This window comes from Rhizobium sp. WYCCWR 11128 (assembly GCF_013416305.1).
GTDB lineage: Bacteria > Pseudomonadota > Alphaproteobacteria > Rhizobiales > Rhizobiaceae > Rhizobium > Rhizobium indicum.
Genome location: NZ_JACCEZ010000006.1, coordinates 52,485 through 76,331 on the forward strand (window position 1 = coordinate 52,485; position 23,847 = coordinate 76,331).

The following is a 23,847-nucleotide window of genomic DNA, read 5'->3' on the forward strand; positions in this document are numbered from 1 at the left end:
CACTATTGCCTATCGAATGATGATTTGGACCGGTGTCGTCGTCCTGTTGATCTGGTCTCTGGGGCCAATCTACTGGACCATCGCGAGTTCGGTTACTCCAAGCGAAGACTTTTCGACCCGACCGATCAACTTCTTTCCGCAGCACTTTACGCTCGATCACTACTCCCGGCTGCTCGGCATCAATATCGCCCGGATCGGGGGTGTGGAGGTGTTCAAACAGTTCCGTGCCGCATTGCTCAATAGCGTGGTGACATCAATCGCCGCTACGCTGCTTTGCGTCGCGATATCCTCTCTTGGGGCTTACGCATTCACCAGGCTCCAGTTTCCCGGCCGCAAAGCGCTTTTTGTCGCTGTCGTCGCGACCCTGGCCATTCCTGCCTACGCTGTCTTGATCCCGCTCTATCAGATCATGATCAAGCTGCATCTCGTCGATACCTATCTGGGCGTCTCGCTGATCTATGTCTCGGCCTTCCTGCCCCTGTCGTTATGGCTGCTGCGGAGCGTGTTCGAAGCTCTTCCGATCGCACTGGAAGAGGCGGCACAACTCGACGGAGCCGGCCGGCTCTACATCTTCTTCAATATCGTCCTGCCGCTGGCCGGACCGGGTCTGACGGCCGCGGCGATCCTCACCTTTCTTGGTGCCTGGGGACAGTATCTCGTGCCGCTCATTTTTTCGCCGCAGGCAACGAAGCCGCTAACGGTTCTGATCCCGGAATTCGTAACGAAGAACTTCATCGACTACGGGCTCATCACAGCGAGCGGCTCGATCGCCATCGTCATCCCCGCCCTCGTCGTCATTTTCCTCAACCGTTACCTCGTCAGCGGCCTGTTGGCTGGTTCAGTCAAATAATCGGAGACTTCATGAACACGACCGAAAAAGTCATTTTCGAGCAATTTCCCTACTGGGAGAAGGCGATCGGCTCGAATTCAGCTGCCGATAGGGCGGAGCTGCTCGTCTTCGTCGGCTGCGGCACGTCCTTCAATCTGGCGCTTGCGCTAGCAGCCTATGCCAATATGGCCGGACGCAAGGCAATCGCGGTGCCCGGTGCCGAATGGCAAAACCGCCCCTCGGCCTTCTGGCCGGAGTGGCGCAACACGCACGTCGTCGCACTTTCCCGGAGCGGTGAGACGACAGAGACAGTCGCCGCAGCAAAGGCAAGCCGCGCCGCCGGCGCCTTTGTGACGGCGATAACCGTCGAACCGGAAAGCTCTCTGGCGAAAAATTGCGATCGGATGGTCGCGGCCGAAACCCATCCGGACGAAGGGATCGTCATGACGGTATCCGCGAGTCTCATGGTCCTTCTCGGTTTGCAGATGATCGGGCAGAAGGTTCCCGCCTCTGTCGTGAATTCCGCCCGCCAGCTGGCGAGCGCTCTCGATGCCGCACTTCCTGGAATTATCGCCGACCGGTCGCACTTCGTCTTTCTCGGTGGAGGCCCCCTCTTCGGTGTCGCCCTGGAGGGAGCGCTCAAGCTCATGGAAATGAGCCAGATCATGACCCAGGCTTTCCATCCGCTGGAATACCGGCATGGGCCGATCAGCCTCGTTGACGGGAAGACGGTTGCGGTCATGCTGTACAGCTCCGACCAACGGGAGGCGGAGACGAAACTGGTGGGAGAACTGAGAGAAAAAGGCGCGGTCGTCATCGGTGTGGGTGGTCCAGGCGATCTGGAACTGGCCGTCGATGTCGATCTGTCGCTTGCGGGTCTCGTTGTCCTTCCGGCGCTGCAGGTCCTCGGCGAACGCGCCGCGCAGGCTCGGCAAATCGACACGGTCTCTCCCCGTCACCTGACGAAGGTTGTAACGCTCGCATGACGTCGATCGAAGAGAACCGGCAGATCGCGCTGCGAAAGCTTTTCGGTGCCCGAAGCCTGCCTTTTCCCCATGGCGTCACTTCGGTCTGCTCGGCGCATCCGCTGGTCATCGAGGCAGCGCTTCGGCGTGCCGGCATGGAGCACCGGGCGGTCCTCATCGAAGCCACCTGCAATCAGGTCAATCAGGAGGGCGGCTATACCGCGATGACGCCGGCGGACTTTCGCAGGTTCATCGAGGACATCGCCGCAGCGACTGACTTTCCAGCCGAACGCATCATCCTCGGAGGCGATCACCTCGGTCCCAACCCCTGGAGAAAGTTGGCGGCCGAGGAGGCAATGCTGCGCGCCGCGGCTATGGTGACGGCCTATGTCGAGGCAGGGTTTGAAAAGATTCACCTGGACACGTCGATGGGCTGTGCCGGTGAACCCACGGCGCTCGATGACGAATTGACCGCGGCGCGGGCCGCTCGATTGGCAAAGGCCGCTGAAGAGGCCGCTCTTCGTTCAGGCCGCCGTCCGCCGGTCTATATCATCGGAACCGAGGTGCCGCCTCCAGGTGGTGCAACGCACGCACTCGAAGAAATCGAAATTACCCGGGCCGATGCGGCGATGAAAACGCTGGCGGTTCACCGGGCGTCGTTTGCCGAAGCAGGTTTGGCGTCGGCAATGGAGCGGGTCATTGGGATCGTGGTTCAGCCGGGCGTGGAATTTGGTAACACGGACGTGGCGCTCTACAAGCCTGAACGGGCCAAGAGCCTCATTCGTTCGCTGGACGACATGCCCGGCTTGGTTTTCGAAGCACATTCCACCGACTACCAACCGGCCGAAGCCTTGTCTGCTCTCGTTGACGGCGGCTTTGCAATCCTCAAGGTCGGACCAGGGCTGACTTTCGCGCTGCGCGAAGCGCTGTACGGTCTCGATGCGATCGCTGACGTGCTTGCCGGGAAGACGCCACGAACCGGACTGGTGGCGACCATGGAAAAAATCATGGTCGAACAACCGGCAAGCTGGGCGGGCCACTATGGCGGCAGTCCCGATGAGGAGCGACTGCAACGGCATTTCAGCTATAGTGATCGAATTCGCTATTACTGGCCGGATCCTCGCGCATCCGCCGCGGTCGGCGAATTGTTCAGCCGGCTCCCCGATGAAATCCCCGAAACTCTGATCAGCCAATATCTCGGCCGACTATATTCCGACGTGGTGTCAAAGCGGGTCGCTCCGAAGGCCCGCGAACTCTGCCTTGCTGCGATCGACGCGGCATTGGCGCCTTATTCAGCCGCCACGGCAATCCGATAAGCAATCGACAGCCGTGTCAGACGAGCGGCTGCGTCCCGAAGATATCAACATTCAGCCGGAGAAAGTTATGGCGTCAGTAAGTGTGGCGAATGCCCGCAAGAGCTACGGTCACTTCGAAGTTCTGCATGGGGTGGATATTGATATCCAAGATGGCGAATTCGTGATCCTGGTCGGTCCGTCCGGGTGCGGGAAGTCGACATTGTTGCGAATGATCGCCGGCCTCGAAGAGATTTCAGCTGGCCGGATATCGATCGGCAGCAAGGTCGTGAACAATGTCGCGCCAAAAGAACGCGATATTGCGATGGTTTTCCAGTCCTATGCGCTCTACCCCCATCTGACAGTCGAGGCGAATATGGGTTTTTCGCTCAAGCTGGCGAAAGCACCCAAGGAACAGACCAGGCAACGTGTTCGAGAGGCCGCTGAAATTCTGGGGCTCGAGCATCTGCTCGATAGATATCCGAAAAATCTGTCGGGTGGCCAACGCCAACGTGTGGCGATGGGCCGTGCCATCGTCAGAAATCCGCAGGTCTTCCTGTTTGACGAACCATTGTCGAACCTAGACGCAAAGCTGCGTGTCCAGATGCGTTCGGAAATCAAGCAACTGCATCAGCGACTGAAGACAACGACCATTTACGTCACCCACGACCAGATCGAGGCCATGACGATGGCCGATCGGATTGTTGTGATGCGGGACGGCTTCGTCGAGCAGATAGGCTCGCCGCTCGATCTCTACGACCGGCCGGCAAACCTTTTCGTGGCGGGCTTCATCGGTTCGCCGGCGATGAACCTTATTCGAGGCCAGGTCAGCACTTCGGGGCCGCTGGAGTTGATCGCGGACGGCGGAGGCAGGTTGCCGCTGCCGGAAGCAGCGTCACTGGAACGCGGCGCGCAGCTTATCTACGGCATTCGCCCTGAACATCTCGCAATCGGACAAGGCCCTGTTGCCGCTGAGGTCGTTCTCGTCGAGCCTACCGGTGCTGAGATCCAGATAACCACGAAGTTTGGCGCCGATCACCTCGTTGCAACGGTAAGAGAGCGCCTTGATCTCCGCGCCGGCGACCAGATCGTCATTACCCCGGATCTCAGTAAACTGCATCTGTTCGACGCAAAAACCGAAAAACGGTTAAGGTCCGTGTAACGTGCCAATTTTTCCGGACAGTTCGCCAACGCTGGCAGATGGTTCGCTGCAGGTCAGCGTCCAAGGCTGCCAGCGGCGGCGATGATCTCCGCCGCGGTCGGGAAGATGGAGAGGCTGTTCGGTCCGTCGAGCGCCTCGATTTGTGCCCAGCCGATGGTGCCGTTCGCATTGACCAGGAAGTGCCCGACGAGCTGGGTAGCGTGGTTCGCGAAGATCGCATTATCGACTTCGTCAAGCTCGAAGCCGTCCTTGGCGTTGAGTACGGTGTTGGCTTCCATCGGGTGCAGCGGTTCCGGCAGCTCGCCCGTGGGGTTGATGCGTGCCGCCTGGAATTGCGCCATCGTTGCGCCATAGGGCCATTCGGGCTGCTCGCAGCTTCCTTCGGGCAGGAACTCGCCATGCGGCACACCGTAGGCCCGGTGCGTGCGGCAATCCGGGTCACACAGAAGCGTTATCGGCGTCGGCCGGTGGCGGAAATACAGGCGGGCACGTTCCACCGGCGTGTTGATCACGGCAACAGTCTCCACCCCGGCGGAGCGCAGGGTCGGCTGTACGCCGGCAAGCTGCTCTAGCTGGCGCCGGCAGAACGGGCAGTGCAGCCCGCGAAAGAACCCGATCACGAACGGGCGACCGCTCAAGTCGGCGAAAGAGACCGTTCCGTCGAAGTTGGCCGTGGCCAGTGCGAAGGCCGGGGCGGTTTCTCCTGGTTGCAGCGGGCGCTTCTGGTCTCCCATGGAACAATTCCTTTGTCGTATCGTCTAGGTAGACGACCGAAATTTAACTATACCACTTGTCGCAAGAAGGCCCAGCGTTCGATGTTGAGATCGCCAAATGTGGTTCGGAATGCCATTTGCCGCTCCGACCGGCGTCGAGAGCTTGCCGGTATCGATCGCCGCTCCTATCTTATTTAGAATAGACTGATGGAGCAACGAGATGGCGGAACTTGTGGCCGACACTCTAATCGACACGACGATCGAGATCATTCCACCGGAAGACACGAAGGAACAACCCGATAGTCGTGCTTGCCTTTGCTGTAAGCGCCGGCGTCAGTGGATGGACGATGACGGCTGCGGCATCTGTGAGGAATGCCTGGCCTCGTGATCGACACAACAAGGGCACAAGGCGATGGCAATCCGTAGCGCCGGACTTCTGCTATACCGGCGTGTTTCCAGGGACATCGAAGTGCTTCTCGTCCATCCGGGCGGCCCTTTCTGGGCCAGGAAAGACGAGGCTGCGTGGTCGATCCCGAAGGGGTTGATCGAACCTGGAGAAGATGAGCTCGCGGCGGCAATAAGGGAAACTGCCGAAGAGCTGGGTGTAGCAGTCGATGGCAGGTTCACGCCGTTGGGCGAATACCGACAACCTGGCGGAAAGATGGTTGTTGCGTGGTCGATCGAAGCCGATCCGGTACTGGACGTGAATTCGATACAGAGTTCCGAATTTGAAATGGAATGGCCACCACGGTCGGGCCAGGTAAAGAGCTTTCCGGAAGTCGATCGCGCGGGGTGGTTTTCCCCGCCCAACGCAGCCATAAAGCTGTTGAAAGGGCAGCGGCCGATGATTGCCGACCTCCTGACGCATCTGGAATGATCGGCCCGAAATTATTGATTGAGCCGTCCGATCTCGCTTCACTCATGCGTCAGGTGCGCGGCAGCCATGAGTTGCTTCTGAAAACAGCCATCCTATCTGACAGTCACCGCCACGTCACTGAAATCGAGAAAACGGAGCTGCGATCCGCCTTGAGCACACGCGAGGAGACAATTATGAACGGCATTTCCAAAACCCTGAACGACATGACGCTCGTCGAACGCTCGAGCCTGCTCGACACCGTCGCCGACGCCTTGGAAGCAACGGCCGAGGAGGCTGAAGGTGAGGGCGACGCCCGCTTCGTCGCCAACTCCATCTGCGTCGCCAATACGATTCGCGGTCTATCCGGAGACCTGACGCCACGCGATCTGCAGGCGGCCGAGTTGCTCCTTGAGCAGGGGATCATGCTCGTCCACCAGTTCTCGAACCGGGCGAAAACGAACGGAGTGATCCACTAGCGGGGGCGAGGGCGGCCCTGTAGGCAATGCGCTCTGTCCGTGTGGACGGCGGCTGATGGATTGAGATAAAGCCGTTAATCCGCGCCGGAGATAACGGATGCTGCCGGCCCCTGGTGAGAACGAGTGGTCTCAGCCGCGGCAAACCGTGGGAGCGGGAGATAAGCAGACACGCCAGGAAGGCTTTATTTCCAATGGATTGCCGGTTCAACGCGCAGCTGTATCGAATGGTCGATATAGCAGGGTTCACCCTTGTTCGATCAGGAGAAGTGTGATGCAGCCTGGTCGCACAGGCCTTGCCGTCTGCTTAATGGTGGCCGCCGCTTTTTTAAATAGTCTCGACGCAGTCATTGTGCGTTTGCTGGCCGGTGACGTGCATCCATTGATGATCGGCTTTTTCCGGTCGTTTTTCGGACTTCTTGTCGTCACGCCCTGGATCGTGTCACGGGTCGACCTGAAAGCCTCTCCCTATCGTGTCCTGCATGTCGTGCGTGCGGGTCTGAAGCTTGCCTCACTGGTTGCTTTGTTCGTCGCCTTTGCGCACGCGCCACTCGCCGATGCGACGGCGATCAATTTCACCATGCCCATGTTTCTCGTTCTCGGTGCGTGGCTGGTGCTCAAGGAACATGTCGGCATCTCCAGCTTGGCCGGCATTGTCGCAGGTTTTATCGGCGTCATGATCATCATTCGCCCTGGAGCGTCCGGTTTCGACCAATGGCTGCTTTTTGCGCTGGCAGGAGCGGTCTTGACGGCAGCCAGCCAATTGATGCTGCGGCGCATGGCATTGAGGGATAGCGCCGACCGGCTGGTTGCATGGAATCTGATAGCGACGGTGCCGCTTGGCCTGATCGTCATGCTGCCGGTCTGGTCAATGCCAAGCTGGAGCCAACTCGGACTGCTTGCCATGCAAGGGGCACTCGGCGCACTCAACATGACGCTGATCACACGCGCCTTCGGTATGGCGGCCGCAAGCGTTCTGGCACCGCTCGACTTTCTCCGACTGCCCGTCGTGGCCCTCATGGCCTTCTCATTTTTCGCGGAAGTTCCGGCCGCAGAGACTTGGATCGGCGCGGCGGTGATCATCGGCGCGGCCATTATTGGAACCCGCGGCATGACATGGCGACGCAACCCGCCGGTTGATAAGCCCTGATCATTTTTGGGGTTCACAAAAATTTTAGATGCACTAATATTTCAGTTGTAGCGACTGGTCGTCGAGCCGTGCCTATTGCCGGAGGGGTATGACAGGCAGCGTAGACGAAGACGAAACCGGACATCACGGCCCCTATGGGGTTCACTCGGGAGGAGTGGCATGAAGAGTTTCATCGGCAAGCGCGCGATCGCCAGTGGCGTATCACTCGTGGTGCTTATCGTCATCGTGTTCTTCCTTTCCCGGCTGACGGGCGATCCGACCGACCTCTATCTGCCGATCGATGCGACCACGGAAATGCGCCAGCAATTCCGTGAGATGAACGGTTTCAACGATCCGTTGATCATCCAGTTCGGCCGTTATGTCTCGGATCTTGCCCAAGGCAATTTCGGTCAGTCACTGCGACAGGCCCGTCCGGCCATGAATGTCGTGCTGGAGGCCTTCGTCTGGACCTTCTGGCTGGCTGCCATCACCATGGCGCTGGTCACGGTCGCCGCGATCGTCATCGGTTCTCTGGCGGCCTTTCGTGTCGGCGGCGTCTTCGACCGTCTTGCCACTTTCTTCTCGCTGATCGGCGCTGCGGCGCCGGATTTCTGGCTGGCCATCGTGGCGATCGTCATTTTCGCCGTCAAACTGCATGTCCTGCCGACATCGGGAACGGGAACTTTCTGGCACTGGGTCCTGCCGGTCAGCGTGCTGTTCATCCGGCCTTTCGGCCTGATCCTGCAGGTGGTCCGCGGCTCGATGATCAGTGTTCTGTCTTCCGCCTATGTGAAGACGGCCCGCGCCAAGGGGGTCCGCTCGAACTCGATCATCTTCATTCATGGACTGCGCAACGCCATGCTGCCGGTGATCACAGTCATCGGCGACCAGGCGGCAGCCATCTTGAACGGCGCCGTTGTCGTCGAGACGGTGTTTGGTTTTCCTGGAATCGGCAAGCTGATGATCGATTCCATTTTGCTTCGCGATTTCGCCGTCGTGCTGGCCGTCATCATGGTCTCGGCACTCGCGATCTTCATCATGAACCTGTTGATCGACATCGCCTATGCGCTGCTCGATCCGCGCATCCGGTATTGAGCGATGACGATGGCCGACACACAAATCCTCGCCGAGAAAAAACCAAACAGCCCGATCGGGCGCTGGCTGACGATGCTGTGGGCGGACAAGCTCGCTTTTTTCGCGGCTCTGTTCCTTTTGATCGTTCTGCTCTGCGCGCTGTTTGGCCCGTTCCTGCTGGAGGCCATCGCCACCAAGCAGAACCTGCGGGGCCGGAACGCGCCGCCGTTCGATATCACCCGCGGATTGCTCTATGTCCTCGGCGCCGATGCGCTGGGCAGGCCGCTTCTTGCCCGCGTCATCGTGGCGGCGCAAAATACCATCCTGGTTGCCGCGGCAGCCGTGCTCGCATCATCCGTCGTCGGTACGGCGCTCGGTCTGGTGGCGGGTTACAGCCGCTCCTCCGCGGCTCAATGGATCATGCGCCTCGGCGACGTCATCATGTCCTTTCCGTCGCTGCTTCTGGCGGTGATCGTGCTCTACATGCTCGAGCCCTCGGTCACCAATATCGTCCTCGTCCTGGCGATCACCCGCATTCCCATCTATCTGCGCACCACGCGCGCCGAAGTGCTGGAAGTGCGCGAGCGGATGTTCGTGCAGGCGGCGAAGGTCATGGGAGCATCGTACTGGCGCATTATCTTCCATCACATCCTGCCGGTGATCTTCCCCACGCTGGTGACCATCGCGACGCTGGATTTCGCCTTCGTCATGCTGGCGGAATCCTCCCTGTCATTCCTTGGGATCGGCATTCAGGCGCCTGAGATCACCTGGGGTCTTATGGTTGCTCAAGGACGACCCTATCTCACCAATGCCTGGTGGCTTTCCTTCTGGCCGGGCCTTGCAATCATTCTGACGACGCTGTCGCTGAACCTTCTGTCGAATTGGCTGCGTATCGCACTCGATCCGACGCAACGCTGGCGCCTTGAAATGAGGGGCAGGAAAAATGGCTGAACATCTTTTGGAAGTGCGTGACCTCTCGGTCGAGTTCCACACCGCCAGCGGGACCGTCAAGGCGGTGCAGGATGTCAGCTGGCATCTCGATCGCGGCGAGACGCTGGCGATCCTTGGGGAAAGCGGTTCGGGCAAGTCCGTGTCGGCCTCGGCGATCATGAACCTGATCGACATGCCACCTGGCAAGATCACCAGCGGCACCATTCTCCTCAACGGCCGCGACATGCTGAAAATGACGCCCGAGGAGCGGCGCTCGATCAACGGCGCCAAGATCGCCATGATCTTTCAGGACCCTCTCGCCCACCTCAATCCGGTCTATCCGGTCGGCTGGCAAATCACCGAGATGATGACGACGCATGGTCAGTCGGCGGAACGCGCTGGCGCGAGGGCGCTCGAATTGATCGGGCGCGTCGGCATAAGCGATCCGCAGGCGGCGATGCGAAAATATCCGTTCCAGTTCTCCGGCGGCCAGCGGCAGCGCCTGATGATCGCCATGGCAATTGCCTGCAAGCCCGATATCCTGATCGCGGATGAACCCACCACCGCGCTTGATGTTACCGTGCAGGCGCAGGTGCTCGAACTTCTGCAGGAGTTGCAGCAGGAAACCGGCATGGGCCTGTTGCTGATCACCCACGATTTGGGCGTCGTTGCCGAGATCGCCGACCGGGTCGTGGTGATGAATTCCGGCTGTGTCGTCGAAACCGGCAATGCGGCCGAAGTCTATCGCAACCCGCAGAACGCCTATACGAAGAAGCTGATTGCTGCCGCACCGGGGAAGGGTGCGATGGCCCAGGAGCGTGACCGGCAGGGCGAACCGCTGCTGCGCGCCATTGGCTTGAAAAAGAGTTTTGGCGCATTCCAGGCGCTGAAGGGCGTGGATTTCGTCATCATGCCCGGCGAAACGGTTGCCGTTGTCGGCGAGAGCGGTTCCGGCAAGTCAACCCTTGCCCGGGCGATCGTTCGGCTCGATGATCCGCAGGAGGGCCAGGTTCTCTACCGCGGCAACGATCTGCTTGCGATGACCCCGAGAGAAATATTCGGGCTGCGTCGCGATTTGCAGATGGTCTTTCAGGACCCCACCCAGTCACTGAACCCGCGGATGAGCGTGTTCCGGTTGATTTCGGAGGCCTGGGTCATTCACCCGGATATCCTGCCGAAAGCGAGGTGGAAGGAGAGAGTGGCCGAGTTGCTGGTCAAGGTTGGCCTGAAACCGGATATGGCCGATCGGTATCCACATCAGTTTTCCGGCGGCCAGCGCCAGCGCATCGCGATTGCCCGGGCGCTGGCTATGGAGCCGAAACTGATCATCTGCGACGAGGCGGTTTCCGCGCTCGACGTGTCGATCCAGGCACAGGTGATTGCCCTGCTTGAGGGCCTGCGCCGCGAATTCGGCCTGTCTTACCTCTTCATCGCACACGACCTGCCGGTGGTTCGCGATTTCGCCGATCGCGTCATTGTCATGAAGGCCGGCGAGATTGTCGAGGAGGGGCCGGTGGAACAGATCTTCAACGCGCCCTCCCACCCCTACACGCAGGCGCTTCTTGCCGCGAGCCTCGATCCCGATCCGGAAATCCAGGCCACCCGACGCGCCGCCCGCCAACTACAGGAAGGACTCGTTTCCGCATGAAGCCCGATGTCATCGTCGCCTATCCGCTCCGGCCCCATCAGATGGCAATGCTGGAGGAGACCTATACGCTGCACCGGCTCGATCTTGTCAAAGGCGAAGAGCGGGATGCTCTCTTGCAGCAAGCCGGCCCGATCTCTTCCGCACTGGTCTGCAACGGCCATGTGACGATCGACGAAGCCCTGCTTTCGAAATTGCCGGCATTAAAGCTCGCCGCCTGTTCCTCGGCTGGCTACGACCAGATGGATGTCGAGGCGATGACACGGCGCGGCATCAAGCTCACCAACACATCGGAGGTGCTTTGCGACGACGTTGCCGACATGGCACTGCTTCTGATGCTGGCGGCACGACGGCGCCTGCCGGAAGGCGATCGCTATGTGCGCTCCGGCGACTGGGGGCAGAAGGGCATGATGCCGCTGACGACGTCGACGTCGGGCAAGAAGGCCGGGATCGTCGGCCTCGGCCGCATAGGGATGGCGATTGCCAAGCGATGCGAAGCTGTCGGGCTGACGGTCGGCTATTATGGAAGGACGAAGAAAGCCGGCAACGATTTTACCTATTTCGACACACCGGTCAAACTGGCGGACTGGGCCGATATCCTGATCGTCGCAACCCCTGGCGGGCCCTCGACCGAAGGGTTGATTTCGGCAGACGTGCTGAATGCGCTCGGACCGACGGGCAGCTTCATCAACATTGCCCGCGGCACCGTGGTCGACGAGCCGGCCTTGATTAAGGCCTTGCAGGAAAGGCGGATCGCCTCGGCCGGCATCGATGTCTACCTCAACGAACCCAATCCCGATCCGCGCTTCGCAGCGCTCGACAACGTCGTGCTCTATCCCCATCATGCCAGCGGTACCGAGGAAACGCGCGACAGGATGGCGCAATTGACGGTCGACAACCTTGCCGCCTTCTTCGCAGGCAGGCCGCTGCTGACGCCGGTCAATTGACCCCGACTGAAACCCGCGACGCGGCAGGTTCAGACGAAGTAATCCGGGAACTCCTTCCTGAGCTCTTCGACTTTTGCGACGGTCTGGCTGAGATGCTCACGGATCGCGTCGACGGCACCCTGTTCGTCGCGGGCGGCAATTGCGTCGATGATGGCGTGGTGACCCTCGAGGATGCTCATGATCTTGCCCTTTTCGGGCAGATGCAGACGACGAATGCGCTCGAGATGGCCGGACCGCTCGCGAACCAGCTGATGCAGGCTGCTGCGCTTGGCGCCTGCGAACAATGTCTGGTGAAAGAGCTCGTCGAGCTCCTGGAAGATCGCGATCTGATCGGCGTCGTCGGCGACCGCCGACTGCATTTTGATGATCGAGCGGGCGCGGGTGATGACGCTTGGATCCGGATCCGGATCGGTCGCGAGGCGGCGGCAGACTTCCGATTCCAGCGCGACGCGAAGGAAATGCGCCTCGTAAATTTGCAGCACGTCGATCCTGGTCACCACAGTGCGGGACTGCGGATAAATGCGAACCAGACCCTCCTGTTTGAGAAGCTGCAATGCGTCACGAATGGGAGTCTGGCTGACTTCATAAGTCTCGGTGAGCTCGGTGCGCGACAGCGTGGTGTCTGGCGGCAGCTGAATGGTGATGATGCGCTTTCGCAGATCATCATAGACCCGCTGGACCGTACTGCCGGCGACGACCGGAAAGCCGGGTGCAGTCAGGCCGAATGTGGAGGCGAACTGGGAATTCATGTGAGGCGTCCTTTTCGATTCCATTCATAGCTTTGCACGACCTAATGCACAAGAATGCAAACTTTCCATTGATATATATGTCAAACTAAAATATCAGTTGGTGCAAACGCTGAGATAAGCAAGCGAAAAGGTGGGAGAAAGCCGTGACCGCGAAGAAAACCTACGAGCAATTGCGGTCCGCCCGATGGATGCTGCCGGATGATCAGCGCTCGTTCGGCCACCGATCGCGGACGATGCAGATGGGTTACGCGCCGGAGGATTGGCAGGGGAAGCCGATCATTGCCGTGATCAACACCTGGTCCGATGCGCAGCCGTGCCACATGCATTTCCGCGAACGCGCCGAATGGGTGAAGCGCGGAATTCTTCAGTCGGGCGGGTTCCCCATGGAACTGCCTGCTCTTTCCCTTTCCGAAAACTTCGTCAAGCCGACCACGATGCTCTATCGCAATATGCTGGCGATGGAGACCGAGGAACTGCTGCGGAGCCATCCTGTCGATGGCGCCGTTCTGATGGGTGGCTGCGACAAGACGACACCGGGCCTGGTCATGGGCGCAGTCAGCATGGGCATTCCCTTCGTCTATCTCCCTGCCGGCCCGATGCTGCGCGGCAACTATGCCGGCAAGACGCTAGGCTCCGGTACCGACGGCTTCAAATACTGGGACGAGCGGCGTGCCGGCACGATCACCCAGGAGGAGTGGCAGGGCATAGAAGGCGGGATCGCCCGCAGTTACGGCCATTGCATGACCATGGGCACGGCGTCGACGATGACGGCGATCGCCGAGGCTATGGGGTTGACGCTGCCGGGCGCATCCTCGATCCCCGCGGCCGACGCCAACCATCAGCGCATGTCGGCGGCCTGTGGCCGCCGCATCGTCGACATGGTGTGGGAGGATCTGACGCCGGATCAGATCATCACTCCGGCGGCCGTCGACAACGCGGTCACGGTCGCCATGGCGACCGGCTGCTCCACCAATGCCATCATTCACCTGATTGCCATGGCCCGCCGCGCCGGTGTCCCGTTGGAGCTCGATGATCTCGATCGCATCGGTCGCACGACGCCGGTTCTCGCCAACATCCGGCCTTCTGGTTCGACCTATCTGATGGAGGATTTCTTTTATGCAGGGGGCCTGCGCGCCCTGATGAAGCAGCTCGGCGACAAACTGGATCCCACCGCGATTACCGTGACGGGAAAACCCTTGTTGGATGGTCTCGACCAGGTGAAGATCTACAATGACGACGTTATCCGGCCATTGTCGAACCCGGTCTATCACGAAGGTTCGCTGGCCGTGCTCAAGGGGAACCTCTGTCCCGATGGCGCGGTTATCAAACCAGCGGCCTGCGACCCGAAATTCCATCGCCATTGCGGCCCGGCGCTGGTCGCCGACAGTTATGCGGAGATGAAGAAGATCATCGATGATCCCGACTATCCATTAACGCCGGACACGGTTCTCGTGCTCCGCAACGCCGGCCCCCAGGGTGGGCCGGGCATGCCGGAATGGGGCATGATCCCGATGCCGAAGGCGCTGTTGAAGCTCGGCTTGCGCGACATGGTACGCATCTCGGACGCCCGCATGTCCGGAACCAGTTTCGGTGCCTGCGTGCTGCATGTCGCACCGGAATCTTATGTTGGCGGGCCTCTGGCGCTGCTGAGAACAGGGGACATGGTCGAGCTTGATATTCCGGCACGCAGCCTCAATATGCTGGTTTCCGAAGAAGAGATCACAGCGCGGCGGGCCGCCTGGGTGGCGCCGACGCGGCATTACGAGCGCGGTTACGGCTTCATGTTCTCCGGCCATATCGAGCAGGCCGACAAAGGCTGCGACTTTGATTTCCTGACCACGGAATTCGGTGGCAAGACGCCGGAACCGGCAATCAACTGAGGCACCACGATGTTTGATCCCGATCGACGTACGATTCCCGCACAGCCTCCGAAGGCTGGCTTCGCTGCCGGTCCGTCCAAGCTGGACGCTATCCGATCGGTCACCCTGTCGCTCGTTTACCTGCCGTTGGCGCGGCCGATCAGCGATGCCAAGGTGTTGACGGGCCGGCAGAAGCCGCTGACGCAGGTGGCCTTTCTGTTTTGCGAGATCGTCTCCGAGGCTGGCCATAATGGGCTCGGTTTCAGTTACTCGAAGCGGGCAGGCGGACCTGCCCTTTATGCACATGCCTGCGAGCTTGCCGACAACCTGATTGGCGAAGATCCCAACGATACCGCGCGCATTTGGGACAAGCTCTGCTGGGCCGGGGCCTCGGTCGGCCGCTCCGGCATTGCAACCCAGGCAATCGCCGCCATCGACATCTGCCTCTGGGACCTGAAGGCGAAACGCGCCGGCCTGCCGCTCGCAAAACTGCTTGGCGCCCATCGCGACAGTGTCGCCTGCTACAACACCTCCGGCGGCTTCCTGTCATCGACTGTCGAGGAAATCCGCGATGCCATCGATCACTCGATCGCCTCCGGTATCGGCGGCATCAAGATCAAGGTCGGGCAGCCGGACCCGATGATCGACCTTCGCCGGCTCGATGCGGTGACCAGCCATATCGATGGCCGTGTCCCGCTGATGGTCGATGCAAACCAGCAATGGGACCGCACCACGGCCTTGCGTTTCGGCCGGCTGGTCGAACCGCTCAACCTCGAATGGATCGAAGAGCCGCTCGATGCCTATGACGCCGAGGGCCATGCGGCGCTGGCGCGCGAACTTGCCACGCCGATCGCCACCGGCGAAATGCTGGCAAGCGCCGACGAGCACATGGCGCTGATCCGGGCCGATGCTGTCGACTTCATTCAGCCGGATGCGCCGCGTGTCGGCGGCATCACACCCTTTTTGCGCATCTGCACACACGCCGAGGCGAAACACATGCGCCTGGCGCCGCATTTCGCCATGGAAATCCATCTGCACCTGGCGGCTGCCTATGCGCATGAGCCGTGGGTAGAGCATTTCGATTGGCTGGCGCCGCTGTTCAACGAACAACTCGAAATCAAGGACGGCCGGATGATCGTGCCGGCTCGTCCGGGGCTTGGTTGCAGCCTGGCGGGCAAAGCCCGCGACTGGACCGTGGAAACCCGCAGTTTCGGCGTCTGAATGAGAACGAGGAGAGAAACATGAACCCCGCAACCCGTGAAAAGCTGATGGGTGTCTCCGTCGCGACGCTCTGTTCAGCGCTGTTCAAGCGTGGCCTGAGAAACCAGACGGTCCAGGATGTTCGGCCGGTGCAGCCGAAGGGCCGCAATATGGTCGGACCGGCCTTCACGCTGCGCTACATGCCGGCGCGCGAGGACCGCAACGCGATGAACGTCTTTCGCAACCCGAAACATCCGCAACGGCTTGCCATCGAGACTTGCCCGGAAGGCTCTGTTCTGGTGATGGACAGCCGCAAGGATCCGCGTGCAGCCTCTGCCGGCGACATCCTGATTACCCGCCTGATGATGCGCGGCGGCGCCGGCGTCGTCACCGATGGCGGCTTCCGGGACGCCATGACGATCGGTGGCCTTGATATCCCCGCCTATCACAACCGTCCCTCCAGCCCGACGAACCTGACGCTGCACGAGGCAATCGACATCAATGTGCCGATAGGCTGTGGCGATGTGGCGGTCTTCCCGGGCGACATCATGGTTGGCGACGACGATAGCGTGATCGTCATCCCAGCTGAGATTGCCGACGAGATCGCCGATGAAGCGGTGGAGATGACCGCTTACGAGGATTTCGTGACGGAACGCGTCAAGCAAGGTCACACGATCATTGGCCTATACCCGGCCACCGACGAAAGCAATCTGACGCTTTTTGCCGAATGGCGGAAGGTGAATGGCCGCTAAGGCGGCGCATCTTGAACAACGGAATCAGGACGGAGCAAGGCTCCGCCGAGGAGAATAACAATGAGCTGGACCCCTTCAGGCAAGCATTTCATCGCCGGCGAATGGATTGCCGGAACGACGACATTTCGGTCAGAGCCGGCGCATGGGCAGGCACGTGACTTCGCTGTCGGCACAACGGAACTGGTCGACCGCGCCTGCCGCGCCGCCGAAGCTGCTTTTGCAGCATTTTCGGCAACGACACGCGAGGAGCGCGCCACTTTCCTCGAGGCAATCGCCGAGGAGATCGACAAGCGCGGCGAGGCCGTCACCCTCATCGGAACGCAGGAAACCGGGCTTCCGGAGGGCCGGCTCAACGGCGAACGCGCTCGCACCACCGGCCAACTCAAACTGTTTGCCGACCATATCCGCAAGGGCGCGCATCTCGACGCTCGGATCGATGCGGCCCAACCCGATCGGCAGCCGGCGCCGCGGCCCGAGATCCGTCTGGTGCAGCGGCCGATCGGCCCGGTCGCCGTCTTCGGCGCTTCGAATTTTCCGCTGGCATTCTCGACGGCCGGCGGCGATACGGCAGCCGCGCTTGCCGCGGGCTGCCCGGTCGTGGTGAAGGGACATTCAGCCCATCCCGGCACAGGTGAGATCATTGCCGAGGCGATTGCAGCCGCTATCGAGCGCACCGGAATGCCGGCCGGCGTCTTCAGCCTGATCCAGGGTGGCCGTCGTGATGTCGGAACGGCGCTGGTGACGCATCCGGCCATCAAAGCCGTTGGCTTTACCGGCTCGCTTGCCGGCGGAAGGGCGCTCTTCGACCTTTGCGCCCAGCGCCCTGAGCCGATCCCCTTTTTCGGGGAACTCGGCAGCGTTAATCCGATGTTCCTGCTGCCGGCCGCCACCGCTGCCCGGGCAGAGGCGATCGGTTCAGGCTGGGCTGGTTCCCTGACGCTTGGTGCCGGCCAGTTCTGCACCAAACCCGGTATCGCCGTCGTCGTCGACGGGCCGGAGGCAGACAAGTTCACCAGTGCCGCCAAGGCGGCTCTTGAAAAGGTGGCGCCGCAGACGATGCTGACCAAAGGCATCGCCACGGCCTATCACGAAGGTGTCGAGCGCATGCGGGCAAGCAATGCCGTCGCGCCGGTTCTCGCGGCACAGAGCGACGGCCGCGAAGCAACGCCAAACCTGTTCGAGACCAACGGCTCGGCCTGGCTTGCCGATCACTCGCTCAGCGAAGAAGTATTCGGTCCTCTCGGCCTCGTCGTGCGCGTCGGCTCACCTGAAAAGTTGCTCACCCTTGCCGAAAGCTTTCAGGGACAGCTGACTGCAACGATCCATATGGACGACGCCGATCTGGGCCTTGCCCGCGACCTGCTGCCAATCCTCGAACGGAAGGCGGGCAGAGTGCTGGTCAACGGCTTCCCAACCGGCGTCGAGGTTGTCGATTCCATGGTGCATGGCGGACCCTACCCGGCCTCGACCAACTTCGGCGCGACCAGCGTCGGGACCATGTCGATCCGCAGGTTTTTGCGCCCCGTTGCCTACCAGAATTTCCCCGCCGACCTGTTGCCGCAAGACCTGCGCAACTGAAACCGAGGAGTGCCAAATTGATTGCCCCGACGGAACTTCGCGAGATCATTCGCAACGGCCTGCTGTCTTTTCCCGTCACTCCTTTCGATGCCGAGGACCGGTTTGCCGCCAAGCCGTTTTCAGCGCATCTGGAATGGCTGTCATCCTACCCCGTTGCCGGCCTGATCGTTGCCGGCGGCACCGGTGAGCTGTTCTCGCTGACGCCGGGTGAGGTGGTTGAGGTGGTAAAGGCCGCCCGCGCCGTGTCCGGCGATGCACCTGTTATTGCCGGATGCGGCTACGGCACGCGTATTGCCTGCGACATGGCGCGCGAGATCGAGGCGGCCGGTGGCGACGGCATTCTTCTGCTGCCGCATTACCTGACCGAGGCGCCGGCCGATGGCATTGCCGCGCGTGTACGGGCCGTTTGCAAGGCCACCAATATGGGCGTTATCGTTTATAATCGTGGCCAGGCGCGGGTTTCGGCCGAGCAGCTTGCTCAGCTTGCCGACGAATGCCCGAATCTGATCGGCTTCAAGGATGGAACCGGTGACATCGATACGGTGCGCCGTGTCACGATCGCGCTCGGCGACCGCCTTTCCTATATCGGCGGCATGCCGACACACGAACTGTTTGCCCAGGCCTATCGCGGAGCCGGCATGCCGACCTATTCCTCCGCAGTCTTCAATTTCGTGCCTGAAACGGCATTGAAATTCCACAAGGCATTCCTTGCCGGTGACGACGCAGCCTGTGAACAGATGCTGCGCGATTTCTACTATCCCTTTGCCCGTATTCGCGATCGCAAAGCCGGTTATGCGGTATCCGCGGTCAAGGCAGGCGTGCGCTTGCGCGGCTTTGAGGCGGGACCGGTGCGGGCGCCGCTGACGGATCTCACCGACGAGGAAGTCGAGATGATGCGCGAACTGATTGCCTCTGCCCGGTAAAAATGAAGGGTTCCAGACACGGTTGAGGGCTCCGTGCTTCGGAGCGCCTGAGTTGAAGGTCGTCGTTAACTAGTATATTAGTGCACTTGTGCTTTGTAAAACCATGAGGAGATGGATGCCGGAGCACCGGAAACGGGACGCAGATTCACTGTGAGGAGCGCCAAAGGCGCATGGGAGGAGAACGAAATGAAACTGCATTTGTTAGCTGCCTGCTTTTCAACAACGGTGCTCGCGCTGAGCGGCGGTACGGCGCACGCTCAGGATGCCAAGAGCAACGTCACTGTTGTGCTTGCCGAAACCGTCGATGTCGTCGAACCCTGTATGGCAGCGCGCCAGGACGTCGGCCGGGTCATTTCCGAAAACGTCAACGAGATGCTGGTGGAATTCGACTACGTCAATGGCGGCCTCAAGCCCCGCCTGGCGACGGAATGGTCGAAGATCGATGACGACACCTGGGAGTTTAAGCTGCGTCCGAATGTCAAATGGCACGATGGCAAGCCGTTCACCGCCAAGGATGTCCAATTCACCATCGAGCGCAACAAGAATAAGAAGCTCAGCTGTGAGACCGGCGGCAAATATTTCGGCGGCACGGAGTTCAGCTTCGAAACGCCCGATGCCAACACGATCCGGATTACGACAAAACCGGCGCAGCCGATTCTTCCGCTTCTGATGACGGTGATGGCTGTGGAATCGGCCGAGGCGACACCAGCCGACGAATTCACCCGCAAGCCGATTGGCACCGGCCCTTATACGTTCGACAAATGGGAAATCGGCCAGTCAATCGTGCTGAAACGCAATCCGGAATATTGGGGGGAGAAACCCCAGGTGGAACAGGCGACCTATCTGTTCCGCTCCGACAGCGCCGTTGCTGCCGCCATGGTCGATGCCGGCGAAGCCGATATCGTTCCGGCGGTATCCGTACAGGATGCCACCAACAAGGAAACCGATTTCGCCTACCCGAATTCGGAGACGACATCGCTGCGCATCGATACGCGCGCAGCACCCCTTAACGACCGGCGCATCCGCGAAGCGATGAACCTCGCTATCGATCGTCAGGCGATGCTCGGAACGTTGTTCCCCGAACAGGCGAAGATCGCGACACAGCTCGTCGTGCCGACCACGATCGGCTACAATGCCGATATCCCCGCTTGGCCCTATGATCCCGAAAAAGCAAAGGAACTGGTCGCAGCAGCGAAAGCGGACGGCGTCCCGGTCGATCGTGAGATCCGCATCATCGGTCGCAATGGGCAATATCCCAATGCCACCGAAGCGATGGAAGCGATGATGGCGATGCTTCAGGAAGTCGGCTTGAACGTAAAGCTCGACATGTATGACGTGTCCGTGTGGAACGGCTACTTCGTTGCACCCTTTGTCGCCGATTCTGGTCCGACGCTGACCCAATCGCAGCACGACAACGCGACCGGCGACCCCGTCTTCACCGCATTCGTGAAATACGCGACCGACGGTTCCCACTCCATGGTTCGCGATCCCGCCGTCGACGCGCTGATCGCCAAGGCGACGTCTGCCACCGGCGACGAGCGCACAAAACTCTGGAAGGAGCTTTTCGCCAAGGTGAACACCGAAATCATCGCCGACATCCCGATGTTTCACATGGTCGGTTTCACCCGCGTCTCGCCGCGTCTCGACTTCAAGCCGACGATCGCGACGAATTCCGAACTGCAGCTGTCGCAGATCCGCTTCAAGTAAGCCGGTATGCTGCACTTAACCACGGGCCGCCGCGAACAGCGGCCCGTGCTTTCCATGACGTGAGGGAGAAATGCCGATGCCCCTGATTGAACGCATTGCCCTGACTCAATTCGCAAAGCAGATATTGACCCGCGCCGGCATGGAGGCCGACAAGGCCGAAACGACTGCCACCGTCCTGGTGGAAGGCGACATGATCGGCCACGAAACCCATGGCGTCAGTCTTTTGAACTGGTATGTCGAGGCGTTGGAAGACGGCTCGCTGGCAAAGTCCGGCAGCTATGAGGTCGTCAATGACCGCGGCGCAGCCTTTGTTTGGGACGGCAAATCCCTGCCGGGCGCATGGCTGCTGACAAAGGCGATCGAGCAGGCCTGCGAACGGGTCGGCGATCATGGCGTCGTCACCGCCGCGATCCGCAACTGCCACCATACCTGCGCGCTTTCAGCCTTCATGCGGCAGGTGACCGAACGGGGCCTCATCGTACAGCTGTCGGTCTCGCATCCCGCGGCGAGCCGCGTTGCGCCCTATGGCGGCACAAAGCCGCTTCTGACGCCCAACCCGATGGCGGCCGGATTCCCGACATCTGCGGATCCGATCCTGGTCGACGTCTCGGCCTCGATCACTACCACGACCATGACGCAAAACCTGGCGAAGGCCGGCAAGAAATTTCCTGAGGCCTGGGCTTTCACCGCCGCAGGCGAGCCGACCGATGATCCGCGCGAGGTGACGGAACGGGGCGGGACAATGATGCCTCTTGGCGGTCAGCTGAAGGGACACAAGGGTTTTGGGCTCGGGCTGATCGTCGAATTGCTGGGGCAGGGGCTTTCCGGCAAAGGACGGGCCAACACGCCGTCCGGTGTGTTTTCGCAAAGCGCTTTCCTTCAGGTCATCGATCCCGCCTTTTTCGCCGGGCTGGACGCCTTTACGGCGCAGTCTGATTTTCTCGCCGCTGCATGCCGCAGCAATCCTCCGGCGCCCTGGAACAATGGCCCCGTTCGCATGCCGGGCGACAATGCGGCGCGAAGGCGCCGCGCGGCGTTGGAAGAGGGCGTGCCGGTCGGCGATGCAACTTGGGCGAAGCTTTGCAAACATGCCGAGATCCTAGGCTTGCCTATTCCCGACGTCGCCGCGTGAGGAACACATCTGCTTCAAACCTTCTTGTCGGTCGCCGCAATGCCCGGTGTCAGTTGTAATCAAATCGGCCAAACCAGCAACAGGATCGGCACACTGACGATCACCACAATGAGCGAGAGCGGCAGACCCAGTCGGGCGTAGTCACCAAATCGATATCCGCCCGGTCCCATCACGAGCGTGTTGCATTGGTGTCCGATGGGCGTGAGGAAGTCGCAGCCGGCTCCAATTGCCACCGCCATCAGAAAGGCATCGGGCCTGAAGCCCAGCTTCTCGGCAAAGGTCGCGGCGATCGGGGCCATGACCAGAACCGTCGCTGCGTTGTTCAAAAACGGGGTTACGGCCATGGCCGCAACCAGGATCAGAGCCAAGGCACCGAAGGGCGGGAGCATTTCGGCGGTTCGCGAGAGGAGGTCCGCGATGATGTCGGTGGTTCCTGTGGTCCTGAGCGAGTCGCTGATCGGAATGAGAGCGGCCAGCATGATCAGAATGGGCGCATCGAGATGCTGATAAACTTCCCGCAAAGGAACGGATCCGGTGACCACCATCAGAAAAGCGGCGGCGAAAAACGCTGTCGCGACGGGAATGCCCCCGAAAGCTGTCGCCCCCATCGTTGCCATCAGTATAATGACGGGGATCATGCCATTGCGGGCGTTGCCGAGCTTCATATCTCGTTCGACCAGCGGCAAACATCCCCATTCGCGTAGAAGATCCGGTAGTTTCTGCAAGTCGCCCTGTAAGACCACGACGTCGCCATTGCGGATCTTGATCTCGCCCAGGCGCTCGGTGAAGCGCCTGTCGCGGCGGCTGACGGCAAGAAGGTTGAGCCCGGTATTGTGGAAGAGAGAAACGTCTTTTGCGCTGACGCCGATCAATCGGGAATGTTCGCCAACGATAGCTTCAACAGAACTGATGTCTTGGCGTGTCTCAGGCTCGTGTTTACGGTCGGACAGTTGAAGCTTGGCTTCACTGACGATCTTGTCGAGGGCGCTCTGCTCCCCCTCTATAATAAGAAGGTCGCCATCCTTAAGCACCGTGTCGGGAAGGGGCGTTCGTCTTTGGCCGTTGCCACCGATAATCGCAGTCACCATCGCATCGCCGCCCGCCGGCTTCTGTAGCCAGCTGACGGACCGCCCGATTGCCCCTGATGGCGTGGTGACCTTGGCCTCGGTCGTGTAGTTTTTGATCGCCACCGCCTCATCCATCGACGTTTCGACCCGTGATCTTTCAGGCAGCAGCTTGTAGAACAGCGCCAGAAAGACAACGCCGGCGACCGAGAGCGCCAGGCCGACAGGCGTATAGTCAAACATCATGAACGGCTGCCCGGTGATCTCCTCGCGCACCCGGGAAACGATGATGTTTGGCGATGTGCCGATCTGCGTCATAAGCCCTCCGAGCAGAGAGGCGAAAGACATCGGCATCAGGAACATCGACGGTGATACGCGTGATTTCCGGGCCATTTGCACAGCGACCGGGATCATGATCGCCAGCGCACCAATGTTTTTAATGAAAGCCGACAGGGCTGCGACAATGGCAACCAGAATGATCAGCTGCATCCGTGGCCCGCGTCGTTCGGGAGAAAATCTGCGCAAGGCGACATCCATAATCCCCGATCTGGATATCGCCGCACTGACGATGAGCGCGCTGCCAACGATGATAACAATGTCATCGGAAAAGCCGGAAAAAGCATTTTTGGCAGGGACGATGCCGACAATGATTGCAGCGAGAAGGGAGCTTACGGCGACTATATCGTATCGATAACGCCCCCACAGGAACGCGCCCATCATCAGCGCGATGATGAGAAGAGAAAGCCATTGATCAGCGCGCATGTTTGCATCCCGGTGGTGGCAATTAACGTTTCAAGCAAGAGAACGATGCGACAAGGTGGTGAAATTTTTTCTCGTCTATCCCAGCCGTTTTGTCCGCTGACGGCTG

At 60.4% G+C, this 23,847-nt stretch carries 22 protein-coding genes; 19 read left to right on the forward strand and 3 right to left on the reverse strand.

Annotation, left to right across the window (positions count from 1 at the left end; genetic code table 11):
* The first annotated feature begins 16 nt into the window (after nt 1-16).
* From HX898_RS19245 to ugpC, 4 genes are all read left to right on the forward strand, one after another.
* Nucleotides 17-850, forward strand: a complete 834-nt coding sequence (locus tag HX898_RS19245; RefSeq protein ID WP_020486869.1) for a carbohydrate ABC transporter permease — start codon at nt 17-19, stop codon at nt 848-850.
* A gap of 11 nt (nt 851-861) precedes the next feature.
* A complete protein-coding gene (locus tag HX898_RS19250) occupies nt 862-1,815 on the forward strand; it encodes an SIS domain-containing protein (RefSeq protein ID WP_138333050.1) in 954 nt (317 codons plus the stop codon).
* A complete protein-coding gene (locus tag HX898_RS19255; protein ID WP_180195430.1) occupies nt 1,812-3,110 on the forward strand; it encodes a D-tagatose-bisphosphate aldolase, class II, non-catalytic subunit in 1,299 nt (432 codons plus the stop codon). The genes HX898_RS19250 and HX898_RS19255 overlap by 4 nt, the downstream gene beginning before the upstream one ends.
* A gap of 67 nt (nt 3,111-3,177) precedes the next feature.
* The gene (gene ugpC / locus HX898_RS19260) at nt 3,178-4,248 is read left to right on the forward strand and encodes a sn-glycerol-3-phosphate ABC transporter ATP-binding protein UgpC (RefSeq protein ID WP_138333125.1); all 1,071 of its coding nucleotides are present in this window, start codon (nt 3,178-3,180) and stop codon (nt 4,246-4,248) included.
* A 53-nt stretch (nt 4,249-4,301) separates the two neighbouring features.
* On the opposite strand, the gene HX898_RS19265 is transcribed toward ugpC, so the two are convergent.
* A complete protein-coding gene (locus HX898_RS19265; RefSeq protein WP_138333046.1) occupies nt 4,302-4,982 on the reverse strand; it encodes a redoxin domain-containing protein in 681 nt (226 codons plus the stop codon).
* Between the two features lie 199 nt (nt 4,983-5,181).
* Here HX898_RS19265 and HX898_RS19270 point away from each other — a divergent pair, with 199 nt between their 5' ends.
* The 8 genes from HX898_RS19270 to HX898_RS19305 all read left to right on the forward strand — a co-directional run bounded on the left by HX898_RS19270 (nt 5,182) and on the right by HX898_RS19305 (nt 12,015).
* A complete protein-coding gene (locus HX898_RS19270; RefSeq protein WP_171597916.1) occupies nt 5,182-5,349 on the forward strand; it encodes a hypothetical protein in 168 nt (55 codons plus the stop codon).
* A gap of 24 nt (nt 5,350-5,373) precedes the next feature.
* Nucleotides 5,374-5,838, forward strand: coding sequence for an NUDIX domain-containing protein (locus HX898_RS19275; protein ID WP_180195431.1), 465 nt, complete (start codon nt 5,374-5,376; stop codon nt 5,836-5,838).
* The gene (locus tag HX898_RS19280) at nt 5,835-6,293 is read left to right on the forward strand and encodes a hypothetical protein (protein WP_173863068.1); all 459 of its coding nucleotides are present in this window, start codon (nt 5,835-5,837) and stop codon (nt 6,291-6,293) included. Before HX898_RS19275 ends, HX898_RS19280 begins: the two co-directional genes overlap by 4 nt.
* A gap of 271 nt (nt 6,294-6,564) precedes the next feature.
* On the forward strand, nt 6,565-7,440 hold the full coding sequence (locus HX898_RS19285; RefSeq protein WP_180195432.1) for a DMT family transporter: 876 nt from the start codon (nt 6,565-6,567) through the stop codon (nt 7,438-7,440).
* A 159-nt stretch (nt 7,441-7,599) separates the two neighbouring features.
* Nucleotides 7,600-8,514 (forward strand): ABC transporter permease, encoded by a 915-nt coding sequence (locus HX898_RS19290; protein WP_129417459.1) that lies wholly within the window; start codon nt 7,600-7,602, stop codon nt 8,512-8,514.
* Between the two features lie 3 nt (nt 8,515-8,517).
* Nucleotides 8,518-9,444, forward strand: a complete 927-nt coding sequence (locus tag HX898_RS19295) for an ABC transporter permease (RefSeq protein WP_171597921.1) — start codon at nt 8,518-8,520, stop codon at nt 9,442-9,444.
* The gene (locus tag HX898_RS19300) at nt 9,437-11,071 is read left to right on the forward strand and encodes an ABC transporter ATP-binding protein (protein WP_138388956.1); all 1,635 of its coding nucleotides are present in this window, start codon (nt 9,437-9,439) and stop codon (nt 11,069-11,071) included. The genes HX898_RS19295 and HX898_RS19300 overlap by 8 nt, the downstream gene beginning before the upstream one ends.
* Nucleotides 11,068-12,015 carry a 2-hydroxyacid dehydrogenase gene (locus HX898_RS19305; RefSeq protein WP_138333038.1) on the forward strand — a complete coding sequence of 316 codons (948 nt, stop codon included), beginning with the start codon at nt 11,068-11,070 and terminating at the stop codon, nt 12,013-12,015. The genes HX898_RS19300 and HX898_RS19305 overlap by 4 nt, the downstream gene beginning before the upstream one ends.
* Before the next feature lie 29 nt (nt 12,016-12,044).
* On the opposite strand, the gene HX898_RS19310 is transcribed toward HX898_RS19305, so the two are convergent.
* Nucleotides 12,045-12,764: a GntR family transcriptional regulator gene (locus HX898_RS19310; protein WP_138388954.1), complete on the reverse strand. Its 720-nt coding sequence runs from the start codon at nt 12,762-12,764 to the stop codon at nt 12,045-12,047.
* Nucleotides 12,765-12,907: 143 nt separating this feature from the next.
* Here HX898_RS19310 and araD point away from each other — a divergent pair, with 143 nt between their 5' ends.
* From araD to HX898_RS19345, 7 genes are all read left to right on the forward strand, one after another.
* The gene (gene araD, locus HX898_RS19315; protein ID WP_138333034.1) at nt 12,908-14,644 is read left to right on the forward strand and encodes an L-arabinonate dehydratase; all 1,737 of its coding nucleotides are present in this window, start codon (nt 12,908-12,910) and stop codon (nt 14,642-14,644) included.
* 9 nt (nt 14,645-14,653) lie between these two features.
* Nucleotides 14,654-15,844 carry a mandelate racemase/muconate lactonizing enzyme family protein gene (locus tag HX898_RS19320; protein WP_180195433.1) on the forward strand — a complete coding sequence of 397 codons (1,191 nt, stop codon included), beginning with the start codon at nt 14,654-14,656 and terminating at the stop codon, nt 15,842-15,844.
* 20 nt (nt 15,845-15,864) lie between these two features.
* On the forward strand, nt 15,865-16,575 hold the full coding sequence (locus tag HX898_RS19325) for a ribonuclease activity regulator RraA (RefSeq protein ID WP_018245656.1): 711 nt from the start codon (nt 15,865-15,867) through the stop codon (nt 16,573-16,575).
* Between the two features lie 60 nt (nt 16,576-16,635).
* Nucleotides 16,636-18,153: an aldehyde dehydrogenase (NADP(+)) gene (locus tag HX898_RS19330; RefSeq protein ID WP_138333029.1), complete on the forward strand. Its 1,518-nt coding sequence runs from the start codon at nt 16,636-16,638 to the stop codon at nt 18,151-18,153.
* Between the two features lie 17 nt (nt 18,154-18,170).
* Nucleotides 18,171-19,076, forward strand: coding sequence for a 5-dehydro-4-deoxyglucarate dehydratase (locus tag HX898_RS19335; protein WP_024321445.1), 906 nt, complete (start codon nt 18,171-18,173; stop codon nt 19,074-19,076).
* A gap of 186 nt (nt 19,077-19,262) precedes the next feature.
* Nucleotides 19,263-20,783 (forward strand): ABC transporter substrate-binding protein, encoded by a 1,521-nt coding sequence (locus HX898_RS19340; RefSeq protein ID WP_012755645.1) that lies wholly within the window; start codon nt 19,263-19,265, stop codon nt 20,781-20,783.
* 70 nt (nt 20,784-20,853) lie between these two features.
* Nucleotides 20,854-21,915 carry an Ldh family oxidoreductase gene (locus HX898_RS19345; RefSeq protein ID WP_180195434.1) on the forward strand — a complete coding sequence of 354 codons (1,062 nt, stop codon included), beginning with the start codon at nt 20,854-20,856 and terminating at the stop codon, nt 21,913-21,915.
* 59 nt (nt 21,916-21,974) lie between these two features.
* Here the strand turns inward: HX898_RS19345 and HX898_RS19350 are convergent, their stop codons facing one another.
* Nucleotides 21,975-23,741, reverse strand: a complete 1,767-nt coding sequence (locus tag HX898_RS19350) for an SLC13 family permease (protein WP_028742472.1) — start codon at nt 23,739-23,741, stop codon at nt 21,975-21,977.
* Between the last annotated feature and the right edge of the window lie 106 nt (nt 23,742-23,847).

What these genes read in the sequence shown, in the direction of transcription:
- HX898_RS19245 (WP_020486869.1), top strand. Translation starts at nt 17, where the DNA reads ATGATGATTTGGACCGGTGTCGTCGTCCTGTTGATCTGGTCTCTGGGG.
- HX898_RS19250 (WP_138333050.1), top strand. Translation starts at nt 862, where the DNA reads ATGAACACGACCGAAAAAGTCATTTTCGAGCAATTTCCCTACTGGGAG.
- HX898_RS19255 (WP_180195430.1), top strand. Translation starts at nt 1,812, where the DNA reads ATGACGTCGATCGAAGAGAACCGGCAGATCGCGCTGCGAAAGCTTTTC.
- ugpC (WP_138333125.1), top strand. Translation starts at nt 3,178, where the DNA reads ATGGCGTCAGTAAGTGTGGCGAATGCCCGCAAGAGCTACGGTCACTTC.
- HX898_RS19265 (WP_138333046.1), bottom strand. Translation starts at nt 4,982, where the DNA reads ATGGGAGACCAGAAGCGCCCGCTGCAACCAGGAGAAACCGCCCCGGCC.
- HX898_RS19270 (WP_171597916.1), top strand. Translation starts at nt 5,182, where the DNA reads ATGGCGGAACTTGTGGCCGACACTCTAATCGACACGACGATCGAGATC.
- HX898_RS19275 (WP_180195431.1), top strand. Translation starts at nt 5,374, where the DNA reads ATGGCAATCCGTAGCGCCGGACTTCTGCTATACCGGCGTGTTTCCAGG.
- HX898_RS19280 (WP_173863068.1), top strand. Translation starts at nt 5,835, where the DNA reads ATGATCGGCCCGAAATTATTGATTGAGCCGTCCGATCTCGCTTCACTC.
- HX898_RS19285 (WP_180195432.1), top strand. Translation starts at nt 6,565, where the DNA reads ATGCAGCCTGGTCGCACAGGCCTTGCCGTCTGCTTAATGGTGGCCGCC.
- HX898_RS19290 (WP_129417459.1), top strand. Translation starts at nt 7,600, where the DNA reads ATGAAGAGTTTCATCGGCAAGCGCGCGATCGCCAGTGGCGTATCACTC.
- HX898_RS19295 (WP_171597921.1), top strand. Translation starts at nt 8,518, where the DNA reads ATGACGATGGCCGACACACAAATCCTCGCCGAGAAAAAACCAAACAGC.
- HX898_RS19300 (WP_138388956.1), top strand. Translation starts at nt 9,437, where the DNA reads ATGGCTGAACATCTTTTGGAAGTGCGTGACCTCTCGGTCGAGTTCCAC.
- HX898_RS19305 (WP_138333038.1), top strand. Translation starts at nt 11,068, where the DNA reads ATGAAGCCCGATGTCATCGTCGCCTATCCGCTCCGGCCCCATCAGATG.
- HX898_RS19310 (WP_138388954.1), bottom strand. Translation starts at nt 12,764, where the DNA reads ATGAATTCCCAGTTCGCCTCCACATTCGGCCTGACTGCACCCGGCTTT.
- HX898_RS19320 (WP_180195433.1), top strand. Translation starts at nt 14,654, where the DNA reads ATGTTTGATCCCGATCGACGTACGATTCCCGCACAGCCTCCGAAGGCT.
- HX898_RS19325 (WP_018245656.1), top strand. Translation starts at nt 15,865, where the DNA reads ATGAACCCCGCAACCCGTGAAAAGCTGATGGGTGTCTCCGTCGCGACG.
- HX898_RS19330 (WP_138333029.1), top strand. Translation starts at nt 16,636, where the DNA reads ATGAGCTGGACCCCTTCAGGCAAGCATTTCATCGCCGGCGAATGGATT.
- HX898_RS19340 (WP_012755645.1), top strand. Translation starts at nt 19,263, where the DNA reads ATGAAACTGCATTTGTTAGCTGCCTGCTTTTCAACAACGGTGCTCGCG.
- HX898_RS19345 (WP_180195434.1), top strand. Translation starts at nt 20,854, where the DNA reads ATGCCGATGCCCCTGATTGAACGCATTGCCCTGACTCAATTCGCAAAG.
- HX898_RS19350 (WP_028742472.1), bottom strand. Translation starts at nt 23,741, where the DNA reads ATGCGCGCTGATCAATGGCTTTCTCTTCTCATCATCGCGCTGATGATG.